Below are 24832 nucleotides of genomic sequence, written 5' to 3'. Positions count from 1 at the left end.
TAACAGTCGTTTCCAACTGTTATCCCCCAGTACGAGGCAGGTTGCCCACGCGTTACTCACCCGTCCGCCACTAAGATTTAACAAGCTTTGACCGAAGTCTCTGCAGCGTCAAATCTCCGTTCGACTTGCATGTGTTAGGCACGCCGCCAGCGTTCATCCTGAGCCAGGATCGAACTCTCACGTTTAAATGTATCTTTTCGCTAAATGCGATCAGATCGTTCGTCTGACCAGAACTTAAGCTTGGCTTTTGTTCTGTCCGTTTTACCTTTAGTTAGGTTGTTTTGTTCTCTGAATATTCTTTTTGGAATTTTCAGGGTTGCATTACTATTTTATTGTCAAAGTGCTGCTCATCAGTATTACTGATGAGGAACGCAGAAGGAGGGATTTGAACCCTCGCGCCGCTGTTAACGACCTGCACCCTTTCCAGGGGTGTCTCTTCAACCTCTTGAGTACTTCTGCAAAAGTGTTGACTTATTTCTTCACTCTTCAATTTTGAGCGGAGCGAGAGGGATTCGAACCCTCGTGGCGTTGCCGCCAAACGGTTTTCAAGACCGCCTCGTTATGACCGCTTCGATATCGCTCCATATTTTGTTTCGCTGTTGTTTTGCTTTCCTCAGCAGCGCGAAATTTATTATATCCATATGGCAAAGGGTTGTCAATACAAAATTGATTATTTTTTTATAAATTTAATTTTCCCAGTATTTATGCGGGTTTCAGAGCCTTTTTAAGCTTGATTTTTTCTCTTAATAATCGATTCTGCCAAAATAATATCATCGGGAGTAGTAATTTTTATATTGTCGTAAGACCCATCGACCAGTTTCACCTTTCGTTTTCCGAGTGTCTCCATTACCATAGCATCATCGGTAATATTGATTCCTCTATCAAGTAATTCTGATTCTCTTCTTGCAAGTTCTTCATATAGATCTAGAATTTCAGGATACAAAAACGTCTGTGGGGTCTGTATCATCCAAGTTCTTGCCCTGTCGACAGTTGTCTTTGCAAAGCCATTCTCATCCGATAGCTTAATCGTATCCTTTACAGGCATTCCGACTACACAAGCTCCGAATTCTTTTACTGCGTCCAATGCTCTTTCCAGAATATCGCTACTGACAAATGGTCTTGCTCCATCATGAATAAAAACAGCCTCTGTATCTTCAGAGGCCGCTTCAAGTCCAAGTCTTACACTGTGATATCTTGTGCTTCCGCCAGATACCAGCGCTTTTATTTTAGAAAAACCGGCTGGCTCTATAATATTCTCTTTTATATGCTGTATATCCTCAGCAGGCAGTACAAGAATAATCTCATCAATGAAGCTGTTTTCAAACTCCTCGAGAGCATACAAAAGTAATGGTTTCCCCATTATTTCCATATACTGCTTTCTTACACTACTTTTCATTCTGCTGCCACTTCCCGCAGCGAGTACGATAGCCGTTGTTTTCATATGTTTTCACCTATATCATGATCTTCCGTGATACCTTCTCTCCCTATTTCCCAAAGGAAGATTGGGAACTGCATTTAAATCCATACCGCTACGAACTCCCTTGAGGAATTCATAGTAGCCCGCAGAGCCAATCATTGCTGCATTATCCGTACAAAGTACAGGTGATGGTCTATAGAACGTGTATCCGCGTTTCTTGCACTCCTCTTCAAGCCTCTCTCTTAAAGCTGTATTTGAAGCCACTCCACCTGCTATAGCAATTTTGTTGCAACCATACTCAGCTGCAGCTTCCATTGTATGCTCTGTGAGCACATCAACAACAGCCTTCTGAAAAGATGCTGCAACATCGTTTTTGTTTACCTCTTCACCCTTCATCTCCGCCTGATTAAGGTAATTCAAAACAGCAGATTTCAATCCGCTGAAGCTGAAATCATAGGATTTTTCTGTAGTCTTTGCTCTCGGAAAAGCGATTGCATCAGGGTTACCCTCTTTTGCAGCAGCATCAACCTTGGGGCCACCGGGATAACCAAGTCCTATTGCTCTGGCTACTTTGTCAAAAGCTTCACCTGCTGCATCATCTCTTGTCTGGCCAATAATATCGTATTCGCCGTAGTCCTTTACATATACGAGGTGAGAATGACCGCCTGATGCCACAAGGCACATAAAAGGAGGCTTAAGGTTCTTGTCCTCTATATAATTTGCACAGATATGTCCTTCAATATGATGCACTCCAACAAGCGGTTTTCCCGTGACAAAGCTAAGGGCCTTGGCTTCCGACACGCCAACAAGAAGCGCACCGACCAGTCCGGGGCCATATGTTACAGCAATAGCGTCAATATCATCGAGCTCAAGATGTGCCTCATCAAGTGCTGCTCGTACACATCCATTAATCTTTTCCACGTGTTTTCTGGAAGCAATCTCAGGTACTACGCCTCCATAAATTGTGTGGAGCGCAATCTGAGACGAGATTATATTAGACAGGACTTCTCTTCCGTTCCTTACTACAGCGGCTGCGGTTTCATCACAGCTACTTTCAATAGCAAGAATAGTGATATCCTTATCGGTCTCACCTTCTGCTCTGTTTTCTTCATTTTTAATTGACATAAAGATTACGCCGTCCTCTTCGGTACGGCGCGTTATCTTTTCAGGATTCATATTTTCCATAGTTTACTTTTCCGTGTCCGTTGCTTCTGATATTGTCCAGCCCAATATTTTCCAGAGTCCCTCTGAATCTTTGCGCAGGACAAATAAATAATTATATGGTGTTGTATGTGTACCATGCCTAAGGTTTATCTTTGCAAGTACATTGGCGATTTCTTCACCGTTAGATCTCTTCTCCTGTAGATCCGAAGTAAGAACTTCATAATTTGGGATGGAATAATCTCCTGCCCGCTTTTCATTGACCTCGTTTCTGAGGCTATCAGGCCAATTACTCTGATTTGCCAACAGTTCACTATCAAATGTGCCAGCAAGAACATTGGCCATCTGTTTGAACTCATCATCGGTGTACTCCTGTTTGTACATCACTTTCATGATACGCGCATAGAGATCAACCACTGTTGAAGGAGTTTGGGGATAGTTTTTTGAAAGATCAAGGGTTGTTATCTTCTGAACCTCAGTAAGCTCCTGATCCTCCGTAGTTGTATTTGGGTCTTTACGGTTTCTTGTAATGATCACAAACACAGATAAAACTATCAGTGCTGCAAGAACCATGATTATTATTGCTCTGATAATACCGCTCTTTGTTGACTCTTCCATAGTTCCTCCTCATATAGAATCTCACATGGAAAAAAACTTATTCAGTATCGTCATCAAATCTTAACGTTATCGTTCGGCCATCTTTTGTAGCAATCGTGTTCTTAAAGATTTCCTTGGCTTTTGGTAAAAATTCCTTTGGATTAACAAGCGATGGGCTGTAATGCGTAAGCCACATTTCCTTAACATGAGCTTTTTTTGCAAGCTCCGCTGCTTCATATATAGTCATGTGTCTATTTTCCTTAGCCTTCTGAAGCTTATCGGGCTCACCATACATTCCTTCACATATAAATAAATCTGAATCCATGGCATTTTCGATTATTCCATCGGTAGGTCTTGAATCCGTAACATAGGTAAGGTGAATTCCCTTTCTTGCTTCTCCAAGAACCATATCGGGGGTAAAGACTCTGCCATCCTCAGTGTGGATTATTGCTCCTTTCTGAAGAGGATTCCAGTATTTTTGCTCTATTCCATTAGCTTTTGCAGCCTCAACATTGAACTTTCCAATTCTATCAAGGTTCATAGAATATCCATAGCAAGTGATATTGTGATTGACCTTAAAAGCCTTGATCCTGAATTCAGGCATTCCAGGCAAGGTCATCTCATCTGTTGCATCTGTTATTTCATGATATTCTATAGGAAATGGCAGTTCAGGCGCGATTGTTCTTAAAGCCTTAACCACACGCTCGAGACCTTTAGGGCCTGCTATAAGTAAGGGCTCTGTTCTCTCTGCATTTCCCATGGTAAGCAGCATTCCGGGAAGTCCCGAAATATGATCCGCGTGATAATGAGTAAAACAGATCATATCTATAGGCTTGGGACTCCAGCCGCTTTTCTTTAATGCAATCTGCGTGCCTTCACCGCAGTCTATTAATATGCACTTTCCGTTATATCTAACCATAAGTGCAGTAAGGTATCTGTTTGGGAGCGGCATCATTCCGCCAGTTCCAAGTAGACATACATCAATCATTCGTATTATTTCTCTTCCAATAAATTATTGCGTCATCCTTTGGGCTCTCATAAAAGCCTGGTCTTGCACCTTCATTAGCAAATCCGAGTTTTTCATATAAGCCTCTGGCTGCTTTGTTTTCACCGCGCACTTCCAGAGTAAAGTTTTCACAACCTATTGCTTTGCCACGAAGAAGGAGTTTTTCAAGCATTTCAAAGGCAATTCCTTTTCCTCTGTAGCGCTCTGATACAGAAACGTTAGTTACTTCTCCATCGCCTGATATGTTCCTCACACCACAAAGTCCGACAACTTCTCCTGAAACCTCCGCAACAAGATATACCGTATCGTCTCTTGTGCTTGCTTCCAAAAGCTGCTTCTCAGTCCAGGCCTCAGCCTTAAGACACGCTTTCTCAACTTCAGCCGCAGCAGTGATGTCTTCAGCCTTAAGGTCTCTTATATAAACTGATTTGGCAGAAGTTACGGATTTTTTATCGCTTCTCTTAACAGGCTCTTTTCCTGCGGCCTTCTCCTTAGCTTCACGTTCAGCTTGCGATGATCTTAGATATTCAGGTGAAAAGCTGTCCGCATCAACAGTTTTTCCTTCTCTGAAATACACTTCAGCAAGAGCAGCAAGTGCAGATGCACGTTGTCTGTTCATATGCGCAGGTGCAAGAATATAGTTCACCTTCAAAAGTTCGTCAAGCTTGTCTCTGTAGACAGGTATACCATCACCAAGTAATATCACAGTTTTTCCAAGTCCATTAAGCTCTGCTGCAATCTCATCCACTGCCATGGCCGACTGAGGCTTAATGGTCTTCATTGTGAAATACATTTCGTTTGTTTGTTCACTTTCCTTTTCAGGGATAAATGAATAAATTCCGGTGTACACCTGACTACGTCTGGCATCCATCATAGGACAGATTACATATTCACTTCCATAAAACTGGTATGCCATTGCATCAAGGGTAGGAACTGCTATCATAGGCTTGCCCATGGCAAGGCATAATCCTTTAGCAGTCGCGCATCCGATGCGAAGTCCTGTAAATGATCCGGGACCTGCCGAAACAGCCACGGCATCTATTGTATTTAAATCGAGGGCTATTCTGTCTCTGATCTGTTCCATCATTGGAAGTAAGAGTTCAGAATGTGTTATCTTATGCTGAATAGAAAACTCCGATAAGAGTCTGTCGTCCTCCATTACAGCAACTGTGCAGACAAGCCCTGATGTATCCAGCGCCAATATCTTCATAATTTTATCTGTTATCTATCGTATCAAGCGTAATGCGACGATATTCCGTTCCTTTCTTAAGATCCTTTTCAATTCGAATCTCCATGTATTTTTCGGGAAGTATTTCTTCAATGAGGTTTGCCCATTCTATGAAGCAAAGTCCCTGTCCATAGAAGTAATCCTCATATCCGATCTCATCCATCTCACTGACATCACCTATTCTGTAAACATCAAAATGATAGAACGGAATCCTTCCTTCATCATAAACCTGAAGAATTGTAAAGGTCGGACTGTTAACCGGCCCCTCTATTCCCAAACCCGCTGCAACGCCCTGGGTAAGTACTGTTTTGCCCACACCAAGATCCCCAATCAGCGTGTAAACTGATCCGGGTGCAGCTGTTTCTCCTATGCGCTTACCAAATGCGAAGGTCTCCTCCGCAGAATATGTTTCTAAAATTGTACTCATATAATCAGAATATTCCAGCGTTCAAAAAAAAGCAAGTCAGAGCCCAAAAGGTATTGACGATAGGCTTATGTGTTATATAATGAATGGGTAAAAATAATCTTCGGGGCAGGGTGCAATTCCCTACCGGCGGTGACTGTTTTCAGAAGTCCGCGAACCACTTCGGTGGCCGATTTGGTGAGATTCCAAAACCGACAGTATAGTCTGGATGATAGAAGATGTCGTTTATGATTTTTTCAGTTCCCCGAATCAGCATCTTTGTTGATTCGTTTTTTATTTTCTGAATTAGAGCGCATAGTCTAGTCATTATCCTCCCCGATATAATCAGGAGGAACACACCATGAAAAACAACTTATTAACTTCAATTATGGAGAATACCGCTATGGTCGCAGTTTTTATACTGTTGATAGTAGCCATGTTTGCAGTTTCAAAACTCGCTGAAGCATATGTAGCTAAGCGAAACGGTAGCATCAATACCGGGTTGACCACAAGAAAGATAGTAATCATTGGAATATTCTCAGCAATATCCGCCGTTCTGATGTTCTTTGAGCTTCCAATGCCTTTCGCACCCAGCTTCTACAAGCTTGACATCTCAGATTTACCTGCAGTTATCGCAGGATTTGCGTTTGGACCTATGACAGGTGTTATGATCGAGTTTGTTAAAATCCTGCTTCATCTTATTCTTAACGGTACAAATTCAGCTTTCATCGGGGAGCTTGCAAACTTCATTATCGGCTGCAGCTATGTCCTTCCCGCATCTATAATTTATATTTTCAGAAAAAATCGTCAGACAGCCATGATCTCCTGTCTCGCTGCTACAATGTTCATCACCATTGTAGGAAGTTCATTAAATGCTTTCTATCTGCTTCCTGCTTATGCCAAACTTTACGGTGGAATACCTGTTGAGTCACTTATAGAAATGGGAACAATTATCAATCCCGCCATCAACAACATGTTTACTTTCATCCTTTTCGCAGTCGCTCCTGTCAATCTGCTTAAGGGTTCAGTGATCAGTATCATCACTCTTCTTGTTTACAAGCAGCTTAGTCCGGTAATAAAGAACTCATCACTTGCTTCAGTAAGAAAAGAAACTGCTAAAACAGAGATTTAATTGACATATTTTATATATTATTTATCGATTTTTTATAGCATGAAAATGGCGCCTTTATTGACTTTTGTACCAGTGAACAATAAGATTAATTTGTATCTTTATTCACTAAAAATTGTCAATGAGGCGCCTTCTTGATGAAACGGTTGATTACTAAAAAACTTGTTCCCGGCATGGTTTTGTCGGACAACGTATATGCTCATGATAACAACCAGCTGATTTTACCTAAAGGGACTGTTCTGGACAATCAGGCTATCACAAAACTTTCTTTTTATTCGATTTTGAACGTTCTCGTCGAAGATCCACCAGATGACCTGATTCCTCCACAGGACAACAGTCGTTCTTATGCTGCCAGGCTAAGACAGACTGAGGAGTTTAAAGAGTTTAAGCGTGACTTCGAGAATTGTGCATCCAAATTCAAGGCTGGAATAGAGGTGCTTATAAATGACAAGGAACACTTTGATGTGGATTCTATGATTTCTCCGATCTATGATCTGATCCACAAGAGCAACAGCTCCTCTAATCTTTTTGATATGATCCACAGTTTAAGAAGCTATGATGATGCCACCTACGTTCATTGCATAAGCGTTGCAATGATCTGTAATATTCTCGGACAGTGGCTTAAGATGAGTGAAGATGACATTCTGGTTCTTACAGAATGCGGGCTTTTGCATGATATCGGTAAGCTTCTTATTCCTAATGAAATAATTACAAAGCCATCAGATCTTACTTCTGCAGAATATACTGTAGTCCAGACGCATCCTGCCCAGGGTTATGTAATACTTACAGACCTTAATCTGAGCGACCATGTTAAAAATGCCGCACTTATGCACCATGAGCGCTGTGATGGAACAGGATACCCGGCAAGACTAAAGGGGCCTCAGATCGATTTCTTTGCAAAATGTGTATCGATTGCTGATGTCTATGATGCGATGACTTCCGCAAGAGTGTACAGAGATCCTCTGTGTCCTTTCATCGCGATAGAGATGTTTGAGTCAGAAGGTCTTCAGAAATACGATACTAACGCAATAATGACTTTCCTTCAAAACATCGTTAACACTTATCTTCTGAATAGAGTAAGACTAAACGATGGTCGTGAAGGTGAAATAATCTTCATAAACAGGGATCATTTATCGAGGCCTACTATAAAAATCGATAATGATTATCTTGACCTGACTCAGCATCCTGAGTTGTATATCGAAGAAATTTTATAAAAAGGATTTTCTATCAAATAAAAAGCCACCATATGACATCATTTTCAAGTCATATGGTGGTTTCATTATGCAAATTTCAATTTGAACTTCTGCAGTTCTCTTTCAGTATCTACTTTTTCAATCTGAGCTCCAAGTTCCCTTAGCTTGGCATCAAAATCTTCATAGCCACGCTCTATATATCTGATATCCTCAACAGTGGTAAAGCCTTCAGCTGTCAATCCTGCAATTACAAGGGCAGCTCCGGCACGAAGATCAGGAGCAGCAACCTCAGCTCCGGTGTACTGGTCTACACCCTCTATAATGGCTGTACTTCCTTCTACCTTAATAATGGCTCCCATTCTTGTGAGCTCATCAACATATTTAAATCTGTTTTCAAAAAGCGACTCGGTAACAAGACTTATTCCACTGGCAAGCCCAAGAACTACAGTGATCTGAGGCTGCATGTCAGTAGGATATCCGGGATATGGCAATGTTTTAACATGCGCATTTTTCATACGCTTAGTTGCTACTACTCTTACCGCATCATCAGACTCAAGTACCTGGCATCCCATCTCTATGAGCTTGGCACTGATCGATTCAAGGTGCTTAGGTATTACATTTTTAATGGTCACATCACCCTTTGTAGCTGCTGCTGCCATCATAAATGTTCCAGCCTCAATCTGATCAGGAATAATTGTATACTCTGTTCCATGAAGGCGTTCTACACCTCTGACACGGATGATGTCAGTACCGGCACCCTTAATATCCGCACCCATGCTGTTCAGGAAGTTTGCAAGATCAACGACATGTGGCTCTTTTGCAGCATTCTCGATTATAGTCTTACCTTCAGCCATTGAAGCAGACATCATAATGTTGATAGTTGCGCCAACACTGGCAATATCAAGATAAATATGATTAGCAATCAGCCTCTCAGCCTGAGCACTTATCATACCATGCTCGATTGTTACATTGGCGCCAAGTGCCGTAAAGCCTTTGATATGCTGGTCAATAGGCCTTAATCCGATATTGCATCCGCCGGGAAGAACAACCTGAGCACTTTTATATTTGCCGAGAAATGCTCCTATCATGTAATAGGATGCTCTTATCTTCTTAATATATTCATTTTCAATTCTGTATGCACTGACATGTCCTGCATTGATCGTTACCGAATGACGACCAGTTCTGTTGACCAGAACACCAATGTTCTCCATAGCTTGAAGCATTACATTAGTATCAGCTTCATCAGGCATATTATCAATATATACGGTTTCATCGGTCATTGTAGCAGCAGCCAAAATCGCAAGTGCAGCGTTTTTAGCGCCGCCAATCTCGACCTCTCCTACAAGCGGTGTACCGCCTTTAATCACGTATTTTTCCATAATTTTTTATCGTTCACGCCTTTGTGAATCATTAAGTTGATAAACTTTCTCCCCTAATTTCATTAACGGCTTATGTTATACCACAAAAAACATTATTTGTAAAATCAAGTTTATCAATTCAAGTAATTGAGCGGATTTACCTGAGCTCCATTTATTAGAATCTCAAAATGGAGATGCGCACCGGTACTTACACCGGTATTACCACTAAGTGCAATCTTCTGTCCCTGAGAAACACTCTGTCCGGGCTTAACCAGTATCTTGGACAGATGTCCATATCTGGTTTCCCTACCATCTGCATGGCTTATATAAATTACATAACCATATCCGCGTCCCCAACCTGCTCTTGTTACAACACCTGCATTGGATGCCATAACTGCAGTTCCAACAGGAGTTGCCCAGTCAATGCCCTTATGGAAGGTACTTGCGCCCTTAGTAGGTGCATTTCTTCGACCGAATCCGGAAGACTGTCTTCCTCCGGAAATGGGTTTTATATAAGTAGGCGGTACAATAGTTCCACGCTCTACTATCTTTGGAACAGCTTCATAGGTCACTTCCTCTTTCTGAATATCGCGACCTGTCTCGGTATTGTTGATATATGAAACCTTTGCAACCACCTTACGATGGCCTGCAGATGGTTCCTGAATCACTTCTGTTCTCGTAGTGTACCACGAATCGTTATCTTTATAGATTATGTCTGCCTCATAATCCTCTTCATAATACTGTTGAGTTGTATATACAACAGCCAGTTCCGGCTCAGGAACAGTAACAATAATCTCATCCCCTGCCCTGATCTTAGATTCTTCATTTTCAATAGTCTCATTCATTGCAATGAGTTTATCCAATGGCAGTCCAAAATCCTCTGCTATTGTGCCAAGAGTATCACCTGATTTTATCTCATAAATCTGATTAGTCTCCTGATCCTTAGTCACTTCGTCAATTGCAGTAGCGATATCTGTAATCTCAGAAGCGGGTAAATAGCTCTCAACGACCTCAACCTTATCGCCAAAATCTATTGACATCAGTCCAAGTTGATAATCTTCAAAGCTTTTTTCTTCTATTAATGGTTTTATCTTTCTAAATACATCGGAAATAGCCTGATCAATTCCTGCCTCAGGGAGCTTTAGCTCAGCCTCTTCCTTACGGGCTTCTTCAACAGAAACAATCTGCGACGTAAGCACATTAACTTCTCTTGTAGGATCCGTAACAAGATCCACTTTATATTCACCTTCGGTATCATATTTCCCAAGTGCCTTGGACAGAAGTGTAAACACATCATCCTTACTTGAAAGATTAACCGAATATTTATTTATCTTAACCGTATAAGAGCGCTCAAGTGTTGATGACTTACTCTTTTCAAGGACCTCAATCATCCTGTTTTTCACAGATTTTCTGGAATCAACTTCACCGAAAAGAACATCATCACCTTTAAGTGTTAGTTCGGCATCAGCCAAAATCAGTTCTTCACTTCCTGATGCAAACTGCCTTCTGGCATCACGAAGACACTTTTCAGCAGTCTGTCTGGAGGCAAGTGTTCCTACTTCAACTCCATTTAAATACACCGTAAAAATATTGTCACCGGTATCTTTTATAGGAGAATAAACAGGCAATATCATTAATATCCAGATAACAACTGCATAAACTGTGCCCTTGATTATACCTATACGAGTTTTCATGTGCCTACGAAGCTTCATTCTTTAAACCAAACCTATAATTCTTAAAATTATCAATACCAGATTAGCTATTGTAGCCAAAAGGATAATGACTGTAAGAGGCATAAGCCCTCTGTTTTTTGCCCTGTTAGCTCTCTGCATGGAATCAAGCTGTCTTACAAGTACTGTAAACTCACTTCTTATCGACTCCATCTGCCGTTTGAAATCTTCCTTTATCTCATCAAGCTGTTTCTTTTGTTCATCAGCAACTGATGCCTGAACATTCCTATATATACGTACACCTACGTCATGAGTAGCTTCATCACTTTTGTTGAATCTGTCACTCAGATTATCACTCAGCTCTTTAACTGCTGTGCCAAGTTCTTTAGTTGTTTTCTCAGCATCATTCTTGCCTGTTTTCAGGTCAGCCAGAACATCTTCAATATTATTTAATCTGTCTTCCAGCTTTTTGGCATTTTGACGAAGAACTGCAATTTCTTCCTCATATTGCTTGTTCTGGTTCTCAATCTGCTCTCTGTGAGCTGCTTCAGCAGCTGTGTTAGCCTTGATCATCTCTTGAGCACTGATCTTCCCTGCAACATTTCCCATCATATTTTCCATAGCTCCTCCCATAAGTGAACGAATTCTCTTATAAATATGTCCGCGGCATTAGCAGCTAAATATTAGGTTACAACATTTATGCATTTCGCACAATAATAGTTTCATATCAACTATTCTTTTGTAGATATTAACCTCTAGTTTAAACTTTGTTAATAATTTGTTCATAAATGATTGTTATAATTTAACAGAACCAAACAAAAGAAGGTTCATTTGCGAAGCTCTGATAGTAGCTCCGAAAGATAGATAAATTTTTTCATAATAGCCCGGGTGCCGAGAGGTGCCTGGGCACTCCTCATTAATGGAGCAGTTTTTCTAAAACTGCTTATATTTCTGTAAATATATATTATCCTTGAGGAGTTATCGACTGAATCTCCTCGTTCAAAGATAACATTCTGTCATCAAGTTCGGCAACCATTCTGGCACACTCAAAAAGCTGCGCTTTTATATTAGCAGGCGCCTTTGTTTCGAATTTATACTGTATTTTGTGCTCAAGACTGGCCCAAAAGTCCATGGCTACGGTTCTGATCTGAACCTCAACCTTAACCTCCGCTGCGTGATCCGAAAGATAGACCGGAACTGCCACTATCATATGATAACTCCGGTATCCACTTGTCTTCGGATTCATAATATAGTCTTTTATTGTAAGGACTTTTATATCCTTCTGATTACTGATCATGTCAGCAATTCGGTATATATCCGATGTGAAGGAACAGATTATTCTTATTCCTGCAATATCATTAATATACTTCATCATATTTTCCAGAGTAGATTCATAGCCATGACGCTTAAGCTTTTTGACTATACTCTCCGGAGTTTTGATTCTGGATTTGATATGTTCTATAGGATTGTACCTATGAACCTCCTGGAACTCGTCATTTAATATCTCTATCTTCGTGTTTATCTGCTTAAGAGCAGAATTGTACAAAAGACTGACTTCTTCCCAACTTTTTATATCTCCATCCGATAATCTGGATTCCATAATGATTTCCCCCTTAATACCATTAGATTACTTGTCCCAGTAACCTTTATTCATTGAACAGGCTCGTACAAGCCCTTTAGGAAGTCTCTTATATCTTCTTCCCATTCTATATCCCACAAATCTAAAGCCACACATAACTACATAGTGAGGCACCAGGTAAAGTTTTCCAATATGCTGGAAGTGCCTTATGGTATCTCTTACCATACGCTTTCCCTCAGTCTCAGACTTGATACCGGAAAAAATCTCCGGATGGTCTGTCTGTGAAACACCAAGATCAAAGTTTCGATGAAATTGCTGTGCACATGAATAATTGTGTGAATGTATAACACCGGCCTCAGGAACGTAACAGATAGCATATCCCTGATACATAGCATTCCCGGCATAGACCATATCTTCATTAAAGATCGCTTTATGTAAAAAGCCACCCACTTTGTCAAATACATCTCTTCTGTACATCGCACAGACATTGGAGCAGAAGAACGTCTTTATCCCCAACTTAGGCAGATCTTTAATAGTCTTCCTCATTGCTACTGTAGGGTAGTTAAACTTCCTTGAATAGCGCTCAGCAAGATTGCAATCTGATTTAGGATATTGTCTTGCGTAAGCAGCCGCAACCTGCGGATCCTCAACTGCCTGAACGAGATTTGAGATAAGAGACAGATCTCTAGGCACAGCATCCTGAGTAATCATGAGAAAAAGATCAGCATCAGACATGCTAACCCCCAAATTCCTGGTCTCACCATGATCAAATTCTTTTTTTGTGATGTGATGAACGATGATATTGTCATACTTAGCAATTGTGTCCATCGCATCCTTCCTCTCAACAAGGAAATGCTTCTCTGTATTTACTATTATTATCTTTCCGGGTCTGTAAGCCTGCTTTTCAAGCTCATCAATAAGCATGGATAGTTCCGGTCCCGGTTTATAAGTTGGAATTATTACATCTACTGTCTGCATTTGCACCCTTTTTTCTAAAAAAAGCCCCGGCTGATACCGGGGCCACATTTCGAAAGTCGTTTATCTGTCAATATACTCATCCGTATCAGCAGCAATCTTCTGACTATATTCTTCTACACTTGGTGACACAACATATTCTGTATCATCAAATAAAAACTCATGAAGCCACTTAACATTTGATGAAAGATTTTCAGGAAGAACGCAGCTTCCTTTCTTACCAATTGTTCCTGTTGCTCTCATATCAGCATGCGGGAAGCCGTCACTTGAAACAACATTGTAATTCGTTATATTAGCTAATAACTTTAAAATATCCTCAAGGTCAAGAGATGTATATGTCTCACCAAATACCTTGCTGGCTACATTCTCAAGCTCAGGCAGGCTGATTGTTTTTGCCTTAGTCAAAATTGCCATGAGAACAGTTCTCTGTCTCTCAGCTCTTTTGAAGTCATCTCCTGCTGTATATCTGATACGGCAATATGCTGTTGCCTGAAGTCCGTTCAAAGTCTGTCTACCTGTCTGAGTAACAGGAGTATACTTTACTCCAAGTTCCTCAGCCATTGTTGACTGATAGTTATTGAGGTGAGTTATCTCATTCTCCTCAATGGTGATATCTACACCACCGATCTCATCAATGACATCTGTAAGTCCGCCAAAACCGATAGTAACGAAGTCAGTAATATCCATATCAAGGTTCATGTTCAGCATGGAAATAGCCTGCTGAGGTCCGCCTGTTGCATATGCAACATTACACTTGTTATATGAATCATTACTAAGATTAAGATATGTATCACGATAAACCGATACAAGTCTGATCTCTCCGTTTTCATTATTAATAGAAGCAATAATGATGGTATCACTTCTTGTATTCTTATCAAGATCTCCCTGACGTGAATCAACTCCGAAGAGAGCCAGATTAGTGTATCCTGTCATCTGCTCATTCTCTTCAACTCCGGTATTAACACTCTCAGCGATCTTTTCCTCATCAAGATTGACCTTGCCAACCTTGTCTACCTTCATCTTGCCAAATAAAGTCCAAACTATAAAAAGAAGTATAAGTAGAACTACTATTTCAACACCAAAAATAATCAGTGCTCTCTTTGTGTTCTTCTTTCTGCCTCTTCTGCCTGAGTTTCCACTCCTGCGATTCGACATATCAAAAATCTCCTTTAATTTATGTTTTCCACTGACCTATTTTGCCATAAAAACATAAATTATACAAGCGAAAGGTCATCAATAAGCATTCTTATTAATAAATCCATGGAAGATTGTCCCGACCAGTATTCTGAAATCAAATTCCATTGACCAGTTCTCGATATAATAAATGTCGAATTCAATACGCTTTCTAATAGAAGTGTCGCCTCTGTATCCGTTTATCTGAGCCCAACCGGTAATTCCCGGACGAACCTGGTGTTTAACCATATAACGCGGTATTTCCTGTCTGAACTTAGCTACGAACTGAGGTCTCTCAGGGCGAGGCCCAATGAGGGACATATCTCCGATCAAGACATTCCACAGCTGAGGAAGCTCATCAATACTGGTTGATCTCAAAAATCTTCCCACCTTGGTAACCCTGGGATCATCCTTTGTAGTCCAGCCCTTCTTCTCAGACTTCTCATTCTGTAACTCCATGGTTCTGAATTTATACATCATGAACTTCTGCCCATGAAGCCCAACTCTCTCCTGCTTAAAAATGATAGGTCCGGGGCTTGAGATTTTAACAGCAATGGCTGCCATAAGCATTAACGGTGAAGCCACCACCATACCAATGATTGATCCGACTATATCAACTATTCGCTTAACAAAAATATTAAAGCCATTGGTAAGCGGCACATATCTGATATTTATTACAGGAAGCCCTAAAATGTCCTCTGTATACGGATTACTCGGGAAAAGACTGGTATAATCCGGAATAAACTTAGTGTGAATTCCGGACTTTTCACAGATGTCCACCAGCTCCTCCAACTTATCGTATCTATCCAGAGGAAGTGTGATGGTTATCTCATCATATTCATTTTCTTTAATAAAGTCTGTCAGCTTACTTATCTTAGCTATAACCTTAACGCCATGATATGTGGTACCGAGAGGTACTATATCATCAAGTATGCCGCTGACAACATATCCCCACTGAGGATTATTATTGATTCGGCTTATATAGCCTTCAGCGGTCCTGGAATACCCCACAAGCAAAATATGCTTGAGATTGTAGCCCTTACGTCTGATATACTTAAGAAACTTTCGCAGAAATACTCTGGAAAGACTCATAAATATCACATTAATTACCGAGAACATGGCAATCATCGTTCTGGAGAAGTCATTTTGCTTCAGCATGAACAATGCAACGATAAATGCAATGAAGCCTAATACATTGGCTTTAAGAATATTGTACAGCTCATGTCTCAGTCTGGTAGCACGGCGAGGTGTATACAGGTTCACCAGGTTGTAGAGAACCATATATGCAGGCACCAAAAAATAGAGGGCGGTGAAATACGTCCCCATGGAAAGGTAGCCTCCCTCAGGTTCTGAAATCGGTGACTCGAATTTCAGATAAAAAGCCAGCATATAGGAACAGGCTACAATGATGCCGTCCCCTACGACGTGCAGCATGTTCAAGTTTTTCTGGTTATCTTTAATCATATCTACATTATTTTATAACATTTTATAGTGAATGACAAAAAGTCTTTGCCATTTTATCGCATTTTATCCCACAAATCTACGGATGCAATTAAATAAAAGCTCCAATTCCAGGACAAAATAATTGATAAGGTTCTTCTTATCAAAAGGTACCTTTTTATTAACGCCCTTTGAAATCTTTTTAAAGCCTCTAAGAAGCCCCATAAAATAGGACTTTCCCAAACCTTTTCTTGAAAAATATATTTGTTTCACAATTATTCCAACAAGAAGGAGTGGCAAATTTATAAGAATCTGTAACGCAGGCATATTCTTATAAATCAGATATATATTGTTTGCCGAAGTAAGTTCTTCTTTAAACTCATTGTACCTTGATCCGCTTGTTCCGCTTCCGGCATGATAAACATATGCTGACGGATCATATAAATTTTTGTATCCATATATTCTGGCTCTGTAGCCAACATCCACATCCTCAAGATAACAGAAGTGAGCCTCGTCAAATAGTCCGATTTTGTCAAATATGGATTTTCGATAAATTGCTGCTCCTGCACAGGCTGAAGTCACAGCTGTTTTTTTACCATAACTTTTTGCAGGTTTATCCCTTCCAGGAGAAAAAGCCCATCCGAGGGCACAATATAAATCCCCGCAATCATCTATATTATGTGGTTCCTTCATTTGAAGCATCTTAGCACCTACAGAAAACACTTTTTCATTCTCTGAAATTGCCACAAGAAGCTTTTCTGTCATCTTCTCATTTGCTACTGTATCATTGTTGAGCAGTATCACATATTCTGTCTGCGAAAGCTCTATTCCAACATTAACCGCATTAGCAAAGCCGGTGTTATCTGAAAGCTCATGGATAGTAATCTCAGGATAGCAGTCGGTATGCCTTTTAATAGAGCATCTGAGTGTTTCAATACAGTCATCAGTTGATCCGTTATCAACCACAATAACCGGTGCAGCTACTGTCTGTTTTTTAAGGCTTCTAAGACATGCATCTAGATATTTACTGCCGTTATAATTCGGAATAACTATTGTTACTTTATTATCTGCCAAAACTCATCCCTCTTATAATGATCAAATAGTCGTTTCATAACCGGGATCCCAAAGCACCTTATACCCAAGCTGTCTGACTGCCTGGCCGAAACGAATACATTTATCTCTGACTTCCTCATCACTTCCAATCTTTGAGATATTAATGGAAACACCGTCTAAAGTCTCAACATATGAAATGCCAAATATCTCCTTATATAGTCCCTGAAGATCCGGCCTTATTTTCATACATCTGATATCAACTGCATCTGTATCCTGTTCGAGTACGGCAAGATGCTGCAGACCACCGCTGAATCCCTTTGGTAGATCTTTGAATCTTATTTTTCCATCGGCTCTATAGTTACCACCGATAAGTCTGCCATTTTTATCAGCTATTCTTCCACCTATAACACCAATATCTTTTCTGGACTCAAAAATATCATCATAATTAACGCGGTAAAATCCCACGTGTTTCAAATGACTTACCTTTGCCGGAATTCCGCTCACATCAAGAAAATCCTGAAGAGCTCTTAGTCCCGCATCATAAGCATACATCTTGCTCTGTGGATTACCGGATGTAGAACCGTCATGACTTCTCCAATGGTATAGAACCTTTGGAATATGAACAATCTGTTTCTCATAGTCGGAGCTCCACATAATTCTTCCCACAGCTCTTAAGAAAAGATCATAATCCTGCGCACCATCATATTCACTCCTGAATCTGCAGGTATGGATAACATCTGATCTTATCGTAGTAAAATGACAAATATAGTTATTTGACATAAACAAATCAGGATTGAACTTTTTCTTTCTATGGTAGTCAAAGAACTTGCTTCCGTCAGCATTACATTTATCCTCGTCAGAATAGATCATCCTGGGATAATTCTTTATTGCGACGATCGCCACTTCACAAAGTGCATCCTTAGTAAGCACATCATCATGATCAAGAAGTGCCATATAGTCACCCCTTGATGCATCCAGTGCTGCATTTGTATTCTCTGAAATACCGGCATTGGACTTAAGGCGTACATGCCTGATTCGTCCATCAATTGCAGAGTATTGATTAATAATTTCAGTGAGAGGATAATTCGGTTTTCCTCTTGAAATAACAGGTGCTTCTGCAAGAATAAGCTCCCACTTACCATAAGTCTGGCTCTGTACTGATTCAATCATAGCCTTAAAATATTCTCTGTTAGTATTGTAACAGGGAACAAGAATACTTATGAATGGAAGCATTCTGGATTTCTCTGCATTATTAAGTAATGCCCGATACCATTTTCGCTGTTTTTCCAACTCTTCCTCAGATGGCTCAGAATAGGTATAATTCTCTTCTCTCTGATTTCGAAGTCTCTCCACAGCGGCGACAACAGCATTACTTACGCCATTTCTCCGCGCATATGAAATTGTCTTCTTAATATTATTGATCATATCGGATAAGAAAAAAGGGCTGCCAGGCAAACTGACAGCCCTAAACTAATTTTTTGTTATTCTATAAGAGCCTTAACTGCTGCAGTTAATTCTTCCTGCTTCTGTTCAGCATCTTCAAGACTTGTACCCTTAACACCCATGTAGAACTTAATCTTGGGCTCTGTTCCTGAAGGACGTGCACAGCACCATGAATCATTATCAAGAGCAAAGTACAGAACATTGGACTGCGGAAGACCTGTGCTTCCCTTCTCACCTGTCTGAGGGTTAACAGTCTCTCCTGTCTTGTAATCACGGAATTCCTCAACTGTCCATGAACCAAAGCTCTTAGGCGGATCATTTCTGAGCTTATCCATAAGCGCTGCAATCTCCTTTGCTCCCTCAAGTCCCTTCATGGTAATTGAATACTGACCTTCCTTATAATAGCCATAGTCCTCATACATATCGATCATGGCATCCCAAAGGGTCTTATTATTCTTCTTGCAGAATGCAGCTACTTCGCAAAGCATCATAACAGCTACGATGGCATCCTTGTCACGGGCATGTGTGCCTGCAAGGCATCCATAGCTCTCCTCAAGTCCGAATACATAGTTGTATTCCTGATTATTTTCCTCAAAGAGTCGGATCTGCTCTCCAATATATTTAAATCCTGTAAGAACTTCAATGTAATGAAGACCATATTTTTCAGCAACGCGCTTAGCCATGTTAGTTGTAACGATTGTTGTAACAAACGCCGGTCTCTCAGGCATAGTGCCTGTAGCCTTTCTCTCACGAAGAATATATTCTCCGATAAGCATTCCAGACATGTTTCCTGTAAACGGTACATACTCTCCGGTCTTAGTATCCTTTGCATAAACACCAAGACGGTCAGCATCGGGGTCAGTTGCAAGAACAATGTCAGCATCCTTCTCCTTGGCAAGCTCAAGAGCAAGCTTAAATGCCTTGGGATCTTCAGGATTAGGATAATCAAGTGTAGTAAAATCAGGATCCGGAAGCTCCTGCTCCGGAACTATAAATACATTCTTAAATCCAAGCTCAGCAAGAACTCTCTTAACAGGAACGAGACCTGTTCCGTGGAAAGGAGTATAAACTACTGTGAGCTTTTCAGCCATCTCCTTGATTACATCAAGGTGAATGATCTGCTTTTTCAATTCAACCATGTATGCATCATCGATATCTTTACCAATGATCTCATAAAGACCTGCCTTCATGGCATCATCTTTGGACATAGTCTTAACATCATTGTAATCGGTTATAGCCTTAACCTCAGTAATAATTCCTGTATCGTGCGGAGGTGTAACCTGAGCACCATCCTCCCAATATGCCTTGTAGCCGTTATATTCCGGCGGGTTATGACTTGCTGTGATCATTACACCTGCAATGCAATTAAGCTTTCTAAGTGCAAATGAAAGCTCCGGAGTAGGTCTGAGCTCATCAAATACATAAGCTTTGATTCCATTTGCTGCAAGGCATCTTGCTGTCTCATCAGCGAACTCTGGAGAAAATCTGCGGCAATCATATGAAATTGCAACGCCTCTCTTAGCACCATCAGCTCCACCATTTTTCTTAATGTAATTTGCAAGTCCCTGAGTAGCCTTGCGAACAACATATTTGTTCATTCTGTTTGTTCCGGCTCCGATTACGCCTCTAAGACCACCGGTACCAAACTCAAGCTCCTGATAAAATCTATCCTGAACTTCTTTCTCGTCATTTCGGATTGATAATAACTCGTTTTTTGTATCCTCATCAAAATAAGGATCATTTAACCAATATTCCAGCTGTTTTGATACGTCACTCATCTCTATCCTCCTTATAAGTGAGGTTTATCCCCTCAACATATTTAGTTAATCATTACTAACAGTAAAAGTCAAATCATGCATCACGTAAACTGCTATAACCTTCAACATTCAATGAATAATCGCTTCTGTCCAATGAAAAATTGGGGTTGTAGTAGGGATCTCCCTTATCGAGTACAGCCTTCCATTTTGTACGGAAGTGCTCTGATTCCGCATCATAGCGCTTAGCGTTTTCGCCCTCAAGATCAAGTCCTCTTGAAGCTGACTCATAATGATACATCTCTGCAAAAGGTGTGAATATATTAAGGTAACCTTTATCGCGTAATTTCAAACAGAAATCAACGTCATTAAGCGAAACTTTGAATCCTTCATCAAAGCCCCCAACTTCATCATATTTCTGTCTGGAAACCATGAGGCATGCCCCTGTTACAGCTGACACATCCTGTGCATAACACAGTCTTCCCATATATCCAAGATTCATTCCCTCCTGACCATAATGGGAATGTCCTGCGGTTCTATGTGCGCCTAATCTCAAAACAATTCCGGCATGCTGTATTTTTCTATTAGGGAAATACAATTTTCCTCCAACAGCACCTACATCAGCACGCTGGGCATACATCAGGAGCTCCTCCATCCAGTTAACAGTAATTACCTGTGTGTCATTATTTAGAAGCAGTATGTAATCTCCTGTAGATTTTTTAACGCCATAATTAACTACAGCTGAGTAGTTAAATGGCGGCTTAGATCCATCTTCATTCAGATTGTTCTTATCTTCATAATAATCAACAATCTTAAGAACAGAACTCATAGCTCCGTTTCTCAGCTCATCATAATAAGCTCTGATTTCCTTGGAGGTGCTTCCGTTTTCAACAACAATAATCTCATAATTATCATATGTTGACTTTTCATATATAGAGGTAAGACATCTCTTCAAATCCTCCATGTGCTCACATGTAGGGATCACTATTGAAATCTTCGGCATCCCCTCAACTTCATAAGCGATTTTGAAAATTGTCTCAAATGCTCTGGTACTTGTTATCTTAAAATGCTCATAACCATGCCTTCTTAAATGATCAGCTACGGCGCCTCTTGCAGCATCAATTGCGTAGCTCTTGGCACTTATATCTGATGCGACACTTCCTGGATGGGATCTCCAATAATACAGAAGTCTCGGGATATGAACAATATGCTCGGCATTATCAGTAAGCCTGAGTATCATATCATGGTCCTGGCTTCCGTCAAATTTAGACCTGAAAAGTTCAGTGCCATCCAAAAGTGAACGCTTAAATACACTGAAATGGCATATGTAATTATTTGCTCTCAGATTATCCGGTGCGTAATCAGGCTTAAAATGCATGGTTATCATGTGATCTATACTTTTTCCCGAGAAGGTAGCTTCGTCACAATACAGATAATCCGCATTTTCATCATTGATTGCTTTAACATAGTAGTAAAGAACTTCAGGGTGGAGTATATCATCATGATCAAGCAGACCTATATACTCTCCGACTGCGAGTTTTAAGCACTCGTTGGTATTACCTGAAATTCCTGTGTTTTTCTCAAGCCTGTGATAAAGAATTCCCGATTCCTTGTCTATGCCTCTTCCGGATCTTGAATCTTTCTGATATTCCTTGACGATAGCCTCAACATAAGCATGCTCTGCATCAGAGCCATCAGCGAGACAAAGCTGCCAGTTCGTATATGTTTGCTCAAGAACCGACTCAATCATATCCCTTAAGAAATTCTCAGGAGTATTATAAAGCGGCACAAGAATGCTTATAAGCGGCATTTTCTCAAACTTGGCATTTCTCTCGATGTTAATAGTCTCTTCCGTCGGGAAGCTTTCCGTTCCGTAATGAACCTTTGCTTTTCTCTCAATCTGCTTATACTTGATTTTAGCGATAACACCTCTGACCGAACCGGCATTCTTCAAGCGGTCCTTCTGTCTAATCACAAAGTGCATTGCATTTCTGGCAGGTGTACTAGCCTTCCAGATTGGATTGCTCTTAATTCTGTTAAGCTTGAACTCAAGCTCCTGGTTCTTATCTTCAAGATCAGCTATTCTCTGAGCGAGATCTGCGCTCTTTAGCTTCTCTTTTTCATATGCTGTTTTAAAATCAAAATCTGTATTTTCAGTCATTATTTCACCTTAAGTAAATTTGGTACCCAATTTATAAGCTTGAGGCTTCCGGTCTGATCCAGAGCCGCCATTCCCACCTGATAATACCCCGGCGCAAGCTTTCCCGTCGCGATTCTCACCTTGTATCCGGTAAGATCAACGTCAATCTGATCCTGAAGTCTAAGCTTGATATCAGGTCTGTACCATGTATAAACAGGCATGCTGTATACAACTGAAGATGCAGGCCTTGCGCCTTCATCTGACCGTTCAACCTGCCTTAAAACCAGCCTTCTTTCAAAAAATGCATTATCAGAGCCGATAACAAAGCTGTAGCCCTTCACAAAATAGCCATCCTCTGCATTGCCATCTCTAATACCATACATCCAGTTTTCCATGGTTCCGGCATATTCCACGCCAACTCTGAGGCACGCATCCTCTCTTGCTTCAGCATAACCATTTTCATGAACCTTGACATTGTGGAAAGGAATATCCAATACAGATGTAAAATCTTCACAGGGTATGATAGCGCTTATAGTCTCGTCATCAGTCAGGTACTTACTATAAAACGGATCCATGTTATAAAAACCGGGATGTCTCTTCATAAGCACTTCATACTCAGCTGCAAGGCGCTCCATCTTTTTTATGTCAAGTGTATCAAGTCCTCTGCTAAGGGACTCATGATGGTACAGACTTATATGATTGCAGCAGACATTGTAATAGCCCTTCTGAAATACACTATAACAGAGATCAACATCATTAAATGCAACAGGCAGTTCCTCAGGAAAGCCGCCAACCTCATTGAACTTCTCACGGCTTAGCATAAGGCAGGCTCCGGTTGCGCCTATAAGATTATGAATACCTCTGTTAAATCCAAAATAATGTGATTTCTGATCGTGCATCTTCTGCAGCTTATGCACAGGGCCAAGTCTTACATTGGTTATTCCAGCATGCTGAATAAGGTCGGAATCGGGATACAATAGCTTTGCTCCTACAACGCCGACATGACGAAGCTGAGCCTGAGACAGCATCTCACGCATCCATCCGTCCTGAGTAGCTTCGATATCATCGTTAAGGAATAACAGATATTCGCCGCCCGATCTTGCCGCACCGCGATTGCACATATGAGAAAAGTTAAATTCCTCAACCTTATAAAGATATGTAATATTTGTTAATCCATTAACTTTATCAATCTGATTTATGTATGAGCCATATCTTACACGGTTAAAAGCACTGCTTCCGTTATCAACTATTACAACCTCATACTTAATATTCTTCTCATGAGTTGTGTTTACAATTGATTTAAGACACTGAAACAGAATCTCCGGATGATCCTTAGTGGGAATCACGATACTTAACGTAGCCGGCTTCATCAGCATATGTCTTGAATTATGAAAGCCTCTTCCATAAAAAACATCTGTGTCGGAATTTCTGTGAAACAGTATCTCACCTATATGACCTATGGGGAAGGACGTGTCATGCCTTTTCCCGAATGCCCGCTCTTCAATCGCAAGCATACAAAATAAAACATCTGCCGAAAGCATGCTGGCTTCCCGGCCCATCGCTTCAGGAGAATTCTTCTTGACTCCCGATGTTCCGCCAAGCATCCTTAGTGCATTGTCATACTCTGAGGCAGCTGCTTCATAAGTATTAGCCCTGCACGCAAATACGCTCCCTATGTAGAAAGCATTCAGGTAGGTATCAGGTGACCAGTCCGGCTTAAAATACGGGTGTCCATACTTTCCTCTGCTGATGATTTCATCCTCATCACCATAGGCAACATTTATTTCCGGATGTGCCTCAAAATATCTCCGTATATTCTCAACAGCATGCCCTGCAAGCCTTCCTTTAGGGCTCACGAAAATAAGGATCTTCTCAGCTGTGGCAGATGGATCCGCTTCTCTCCACACCTTGGTGTAAGAAACGACCTCTGTTACAAGCTGAAGTCTCCCGGTAACCTCGCTGGCACTCCCCCCTGTGACAAAAATAGGATGCTTCTCCTGCCGGTGCTCCCAGATATTGTAAGCGTTTTTACAATCCTTAACCTTATTCTGGTAGCCTCTTTTTCTGTTGTTAATAAGAAAATTCTTTGCTATCTCTTTAAGCATCTCTTACT

20 protein-coding genes, 2 tRNA genes, 1 rRNA gene and 1 riboswitch are annotated in these 24832 nt (G+C 40.8%); of the genes, 2 read left to right on the top strand and 21 right to left on the bottom strand.

The window, feature by feature from the left end:
- The 9 genes from G586_RS0104905 to tsaE form a co-directional block, all read right to left on the bottom strand.
- Positions 1–185: ribosomal RNA gene (locus G586_RS0104905) — 16S ribosomal RNA — on the bottom strand; the annotation flags it as partial.
- A 185-nt stretch (positions 186–370) separates the two neighbouring features.
- Positions 371–459: transfer RNA gene (locus G586_RS0104900), tRNA-Ser, on the bottom strand.
- A 38-nt stretch (positions 460–497) separates the two neighbouring features.
- Positions 498–583 (bottom strand) — tRNA-Ser (locus G586_RS0104895).
- Between the two features lie 141 nt (positions 584–724).
- Positions 725–1441: a 2-C-methyl-D-erythritol 4-phosphate cytidylyltransferase gene (gene ispD, locus G586_RS0104890; protein ID WP_026526832.1), complete on the bottom strand. Its 717-nt coding sequence runs from the start codon at positions 1439–1441 to the stop codon at positions 725–727.
- A 15-nt stretch (positions 1442–1456) separates the two neighbouring features.
- Positions 1457–2542 carry a tRNA (adenosine(37)-N6)-threonylcarbamoyltransferase complex transferase subunit TsaD gene (tsaD, locus tag G586_RS0104885; protein WP_051204543.1) on the bottom strand — a complete coding sequence of 362 codons (1086 nt, stop codon included), beginning with the start codon at positions 2540–2542 and terminating at the stop codon, positions 1457–1459.
- Between the two features lie 63 nt (positions 2543–2605).
- A complete protein-coding gene (locus tag G586_RS0104880) occupies positions 2606–3196 on the bottom strand; it encodes a DUF6715 family protein (protein WP_026526830.1) in 591 nt (196 codons plus the stop codon).
- Positions 3197–3233: 37 nt separating this feature from the next.
- Positions 3234–4163 carry a ribonuclease Z gene (locus tag G586_RS0104875; RefSeq protein ID WP_026526829.1) on the bottom strand — a complete coding sequence of 310 codons (930 nt, stop codon included), beginning with the start codon at positions 4161–4163 and terminating at the stop codon, positions 3234–3236.
- Positions 4156–5391, bottom strand: a complete 1236-nt coding sequence (gene tsaB, locus G586_RS26520; RefSeq protein WP_026526828.1) for a tRNA (adenosine(37)-N6)-threonylcarbamoyltransferase complex dimerization subunit type 1 TsaB — start codon at positions 5389–5391, stop codon at positions 4156–4158. Before tsaB ends, G586_RS0104875 begins: the two co-directional genes overlap by 8 nt.
- A gap of 4 nt (positions 5392–5395) precedes the next feature.
- Positions 5396–5836 carry a tRNA (adenosine(37)-N6)-threonylcarbamoyltransferase complex ATPase subunit type 1 TsaE gene (tsaE, locus tag G586_RS0104865; RefSeq protein ID WP_026526827.1) on the bottom strand — a complete coding sequence of 147 codons (441 nt, stop codon included), beginning with the start codon at positions 5834–5836 and terminating at the stop codon, positions 5396–5398.
- A 92-nt stretch (positions 5837–5928) separates the two neighbouring features.
- Positions 5929–6057, top strand: a riboswitch (FMN riboswitch).
- A 116-nt stretch (positions 6058–6173) separates the two neighbouring features.
- Here tsaE and G586_RS0104855 point away from each other — a divergent pair.
- Positions 6174–6944, top strand: a complete 771-nt coding sequence (locus G586_RS0104855; RefSeq protein ID WP_035772509.1) for an ECF transporter S component — start codon at positions 6174–6176, stop codon at positions 6942–6944.
- Positions 6945–7078: 134 nt separating this feature from the next.
- Complete coding sequence (locus tag G586_RS0104850; protein WP_026526825.1) at positions 7079–8155, top strand: HD-GYP domain-containing protein; 1077 nt, start codon at positions 7079–7081, stop codon at positions 8153–8155.
- Between the two features lie 65 nt (positions 8156–8220).
- Here G586_RS0104850 and G586_RS0104845 read toward each other — a convergent pair whose 3' ends face one another.
- From G586_RS0104845 to G586_RS0104790, 12 genes are all read right to left on the bottom strand, one after another.
- Positions 8221–9513 carry a UDP-N-acetylglucosamine 1-carboxyvinyltransferase gene (locus tag G586_RS0104845; protein WP_026526824.1) on the bottom strand — a complete coding sequence of 431 codons (1293 nt, stop codon included), beginning with the start codon at positions 9511–9513 and terminating at the stop codon, positions 8221–8223.
- Positions 9514–9626: 113 nt separating this feature from the next.
- Entirely contained in the window at positions 9627–11186 is a 1560-nt protein-coding gene (locus G586_RS0104840) for a peptidoglycan DD-metalloendopeptidase family protein (RefSeq protein ID WP_242831972.1), read from the bottom strand.
- A gap of 21 nt (positions 11187–11207) precedes the next feature.
- Positions 11208–11783: a hypothetical protein gene (locus G586_RS0104835; protein ID WP_026526822.1), complete on the bottom strand. Its 576-nt coding sequence runs from the start codon at positions 11781–11783 to the stop codon at positions 11208–11210.
- A gap of 343 nt (positions 11784–12126) precedes the next feature.
- A complete protein-coding gene (locus G586_RS0104830) occupies positions 12127–12762 on the bottom strand; it encodes a GTP pyrophosphokinase (RefSeq protein WP_035772507.1) in 636 nt (211 codons plus the stop codon).
- 27 nt (positions 12763–12789) lie between these two features.
- Entirely contained in the window at positions 12790–13719 is a 930-nt protein-coding gene (locus G586_RS0104825; protein WP_035772505.1) for a glycosyltransferase family 2 protein, read from the bottom strand.
- A gap of 60 nt (positions 13720–13779) precedes the next feature.
- Positions 13780–14871 carry an LCP family protein gene (locus G586_RS21775; RefSeq protein WP_051204536.1) on the bottom strand — a complete coding sequence of 364 codons (1092 nt, stop codon included), beginning with the start codon at positions 14869–14871 and terminating at the stop codon, positions 13780–13782.
- 78 nt (positions 14872–14949) lie between these two features.
- Positions 14950–16353 carry an undecaprenyl-phosphate glucose phosphotransferase gene (locus G586_RS0104815; RefSeq protein WP_026526819.1) on the bottom strand — a complete coding sequence of 468 codons (1404 nt, stop codon included), beginning with the start codon at positions 16351–16353 and terminating at the stop codon, positions 14950–14952.
- A 63-nt stretch (positions 16354–16416) separates the two neighbouring features.
- Positions 16417–17403: a glycosyltransferase family 2 protein gene (locus tag G586_RS0104810; RefSeq protein ID WP_026526818.1), complete on the bottom strand. Its 987-nt coding sequence runs from the start codon at positions 17401–17403 to the stop codon at positions 16417–16419.
- A 21-nt stretch (positions 17404–17424) separates the two neighbouring features.
- Positions 17425–18807 (bottom strand): glycosyltransferase, encoded by a 1383-nt coding sequence (locus tag G586_RS24645; protein WP_051204534.1) that lies wholly within the window; start codon positions 18805–18807, stop codon positions 17425–17427.
- Between the two features lie 56 nt (positions 18808–18863).
- The gene (locus G586_RS0104800; protein WP_026526817.1) at positions 18864–20603 is read right to left on the bottom strand and encodes a phospho-sugar mutase; all 1740 of its coding nucleotides are present in this window, start codon (positions 20601–20603) and stop codon (positions 18864–18866) included.
- A gap of 73 nt (positions 20604–20676) precedes the next feature.
- On the bottom strand, positions 20677–22740 hold the full coding sequence (locus G586_RS0104795; RefSeq protein WP_035772503.1) for a glycosyltransferase family 2 protein: 2064 nt from the start codon (positions 22738–22740) through the stop codon (positions 20677–20679).
- Positions 22740–24824, bottom strand: coding sequence for a glycosyltransferase family 2 protein (locus G586_RS0104790; protein WP_026526815.1), 2085 nt, complete (start codon positions 24822–24824; stop codon positions 22740–22742). The genes G586_RS0104795 and G586_RS0104790 overlap by 1 nt, the downstream gene beginning before the upstream one ends.
- Between the last annotated feature and the right edge of the window lie 8 nt (positions 24825–24832).

The sequence above is a fragment of the Butyrivibrio sp. VCD2006 genome (assembly GCF_000423925.1).
GTDB lineage: Bacteria > Bacillota > Clostridia > Lachnospirales > Lachnospiraceae > Butyrivibrio.
Note: the sequence above shows the minus strand (reverse complement) of the source record. Positions and strands in the feature narration are given on the sequence as shown.

Excerpts from the sequence above, each read along its gene's own strand:
- G586_RS0104800 (WP_026526817.1), bottom strand. The coding sequence starts at position 20,603 with ATGAGTGACGTATCAAAACAGCTGGAATATTGGTTAAATGATCCTTAT.
- G586_RS0104850 (WP_026526825.1), top strand. The coding sequence starts at position 7,079 with ATGAAACGGTTGATTACTAAAAAACTTGTTCCCGGCATGGTTTTGTCG.
- G586_RS24645 (WP_051204534.1), bottom strand. The coding sequence starts at position 18,807 with ATGATCAATAATATTAAGAAGACAATTTCATATGCGCGGAGAAATGGC.
- G586_RS0104815 (WP_026526819.1), bottom strand. The coding sequence starts at position 16,353 with ATGATTAAAGATAACCAGAAAAACTTGAACATGCTGCACGTCGTAGGG.
- G586_RS0104845 (WP_026526824.1), bottom strand. The coding sequence starts at position 9,513 with ATGGAAAAATACGTGATTAAAGGCGGTACACCGCTTGTAGGAGAGGTC.
- G586_RS21775 (WP_051204536.1), bottom strand. The coding sequence starts at position 14,871 with ATGTCGAATCGCAGGAGTGGAAACTCAGGCAGAAGAGGCAGAAAGAAG.
- tsaB (WP_026526828.1), bottom strand. The coding sequence starts at position 5,391 with ATGAAGATATTGGCGCTGGATACATCAGGGCTTGTCTGCACAGTTGCT.
- G586_RS0104790 (WP_026526815.1), bottom strand. The coding sequence starts at position 24,824 with ATGCTTAAAGAGATAGCAAAGAATTTTCTTATTAACAACAGAAAAAGA.
- G586_RS0104840 (WP_242831972.1), bottom strand. The coding sequence starts at position 11,186 with ATGAAAACTCGTATAGGTATAATCAAGGGCACAGTTTATGCAGTTGTT.
- G586_RS0104795 (WP_035772503.1), bottom strand. The coding sequence starts at position 22,740 with ATGACTGAAAATACAGATTTTGATTTTAAAACAGCATATGAAAAAGAG.
- tsaD (WP_051204543.1), bottom strand. The coding sequence starts at position 2,542 with ATGTCAATTAAAAATGAAGAAAACAGAGCAGAAGGTGAGACCGATAAG.
- ispD (WP_026526832.1), bottom strand. The coding sequence starts at position 1,441 with ATGAAAACAACGGCTATCGTACTCGCTGCGGGAAGTGGCAGCAGAATG.
- tsaE (WP_026526827.1), bottom strand. The coding sequence starts at position 5,836 with ATGAGTACAATTTTAGAAACATATTCTGCGGAGGAGACCTTCGCATTT.
- G586_RS0104825 (WP_035772505.1), bottom strand. The coding sequence starts at position 13,719 with ATGCAGACAGTAGATGTAATAATTCCAACTTATAAACCGGGACCGGAA.
- G586_RS0104855 (WP_035772509.1), top strand. The coding sequence starts at position 6,174 with ATGAAAAACAACTTATTAACTTCAATTATGGAGAATACCGCTATGGTC.
- G586_RS0104830 (WP_035772507.1), bottom strand. The coding sequence starts at position 12,762 with ATGGAATCCAGATTATCGGATGGAGATATAAAAAGTTGGGAAGAAGTC.
- G586_RS0104875 (WP_026526829.1), bottom strand. The coding sequence starts at position 4,163 with ATGATTGATGTATGTCTACTTGGAACTGGCGGAATGATGCCGCTCCCA.
- G586_RS0104880 (WP_026526830.1), bottom strand. The coding sequence starts at position 3,196 with ATGGAAGAGTCAACAAAGAGCGGTATTATCAGAGCAATAATAATCATG.
- G586_RS0104835 (WP_026526822.1), bottom strand. The coding sequence starts at position 11,783 with ATGGAAAATATGATGGGAAATGTTGCAGGGAAGATCAGTGCTCAAGAG.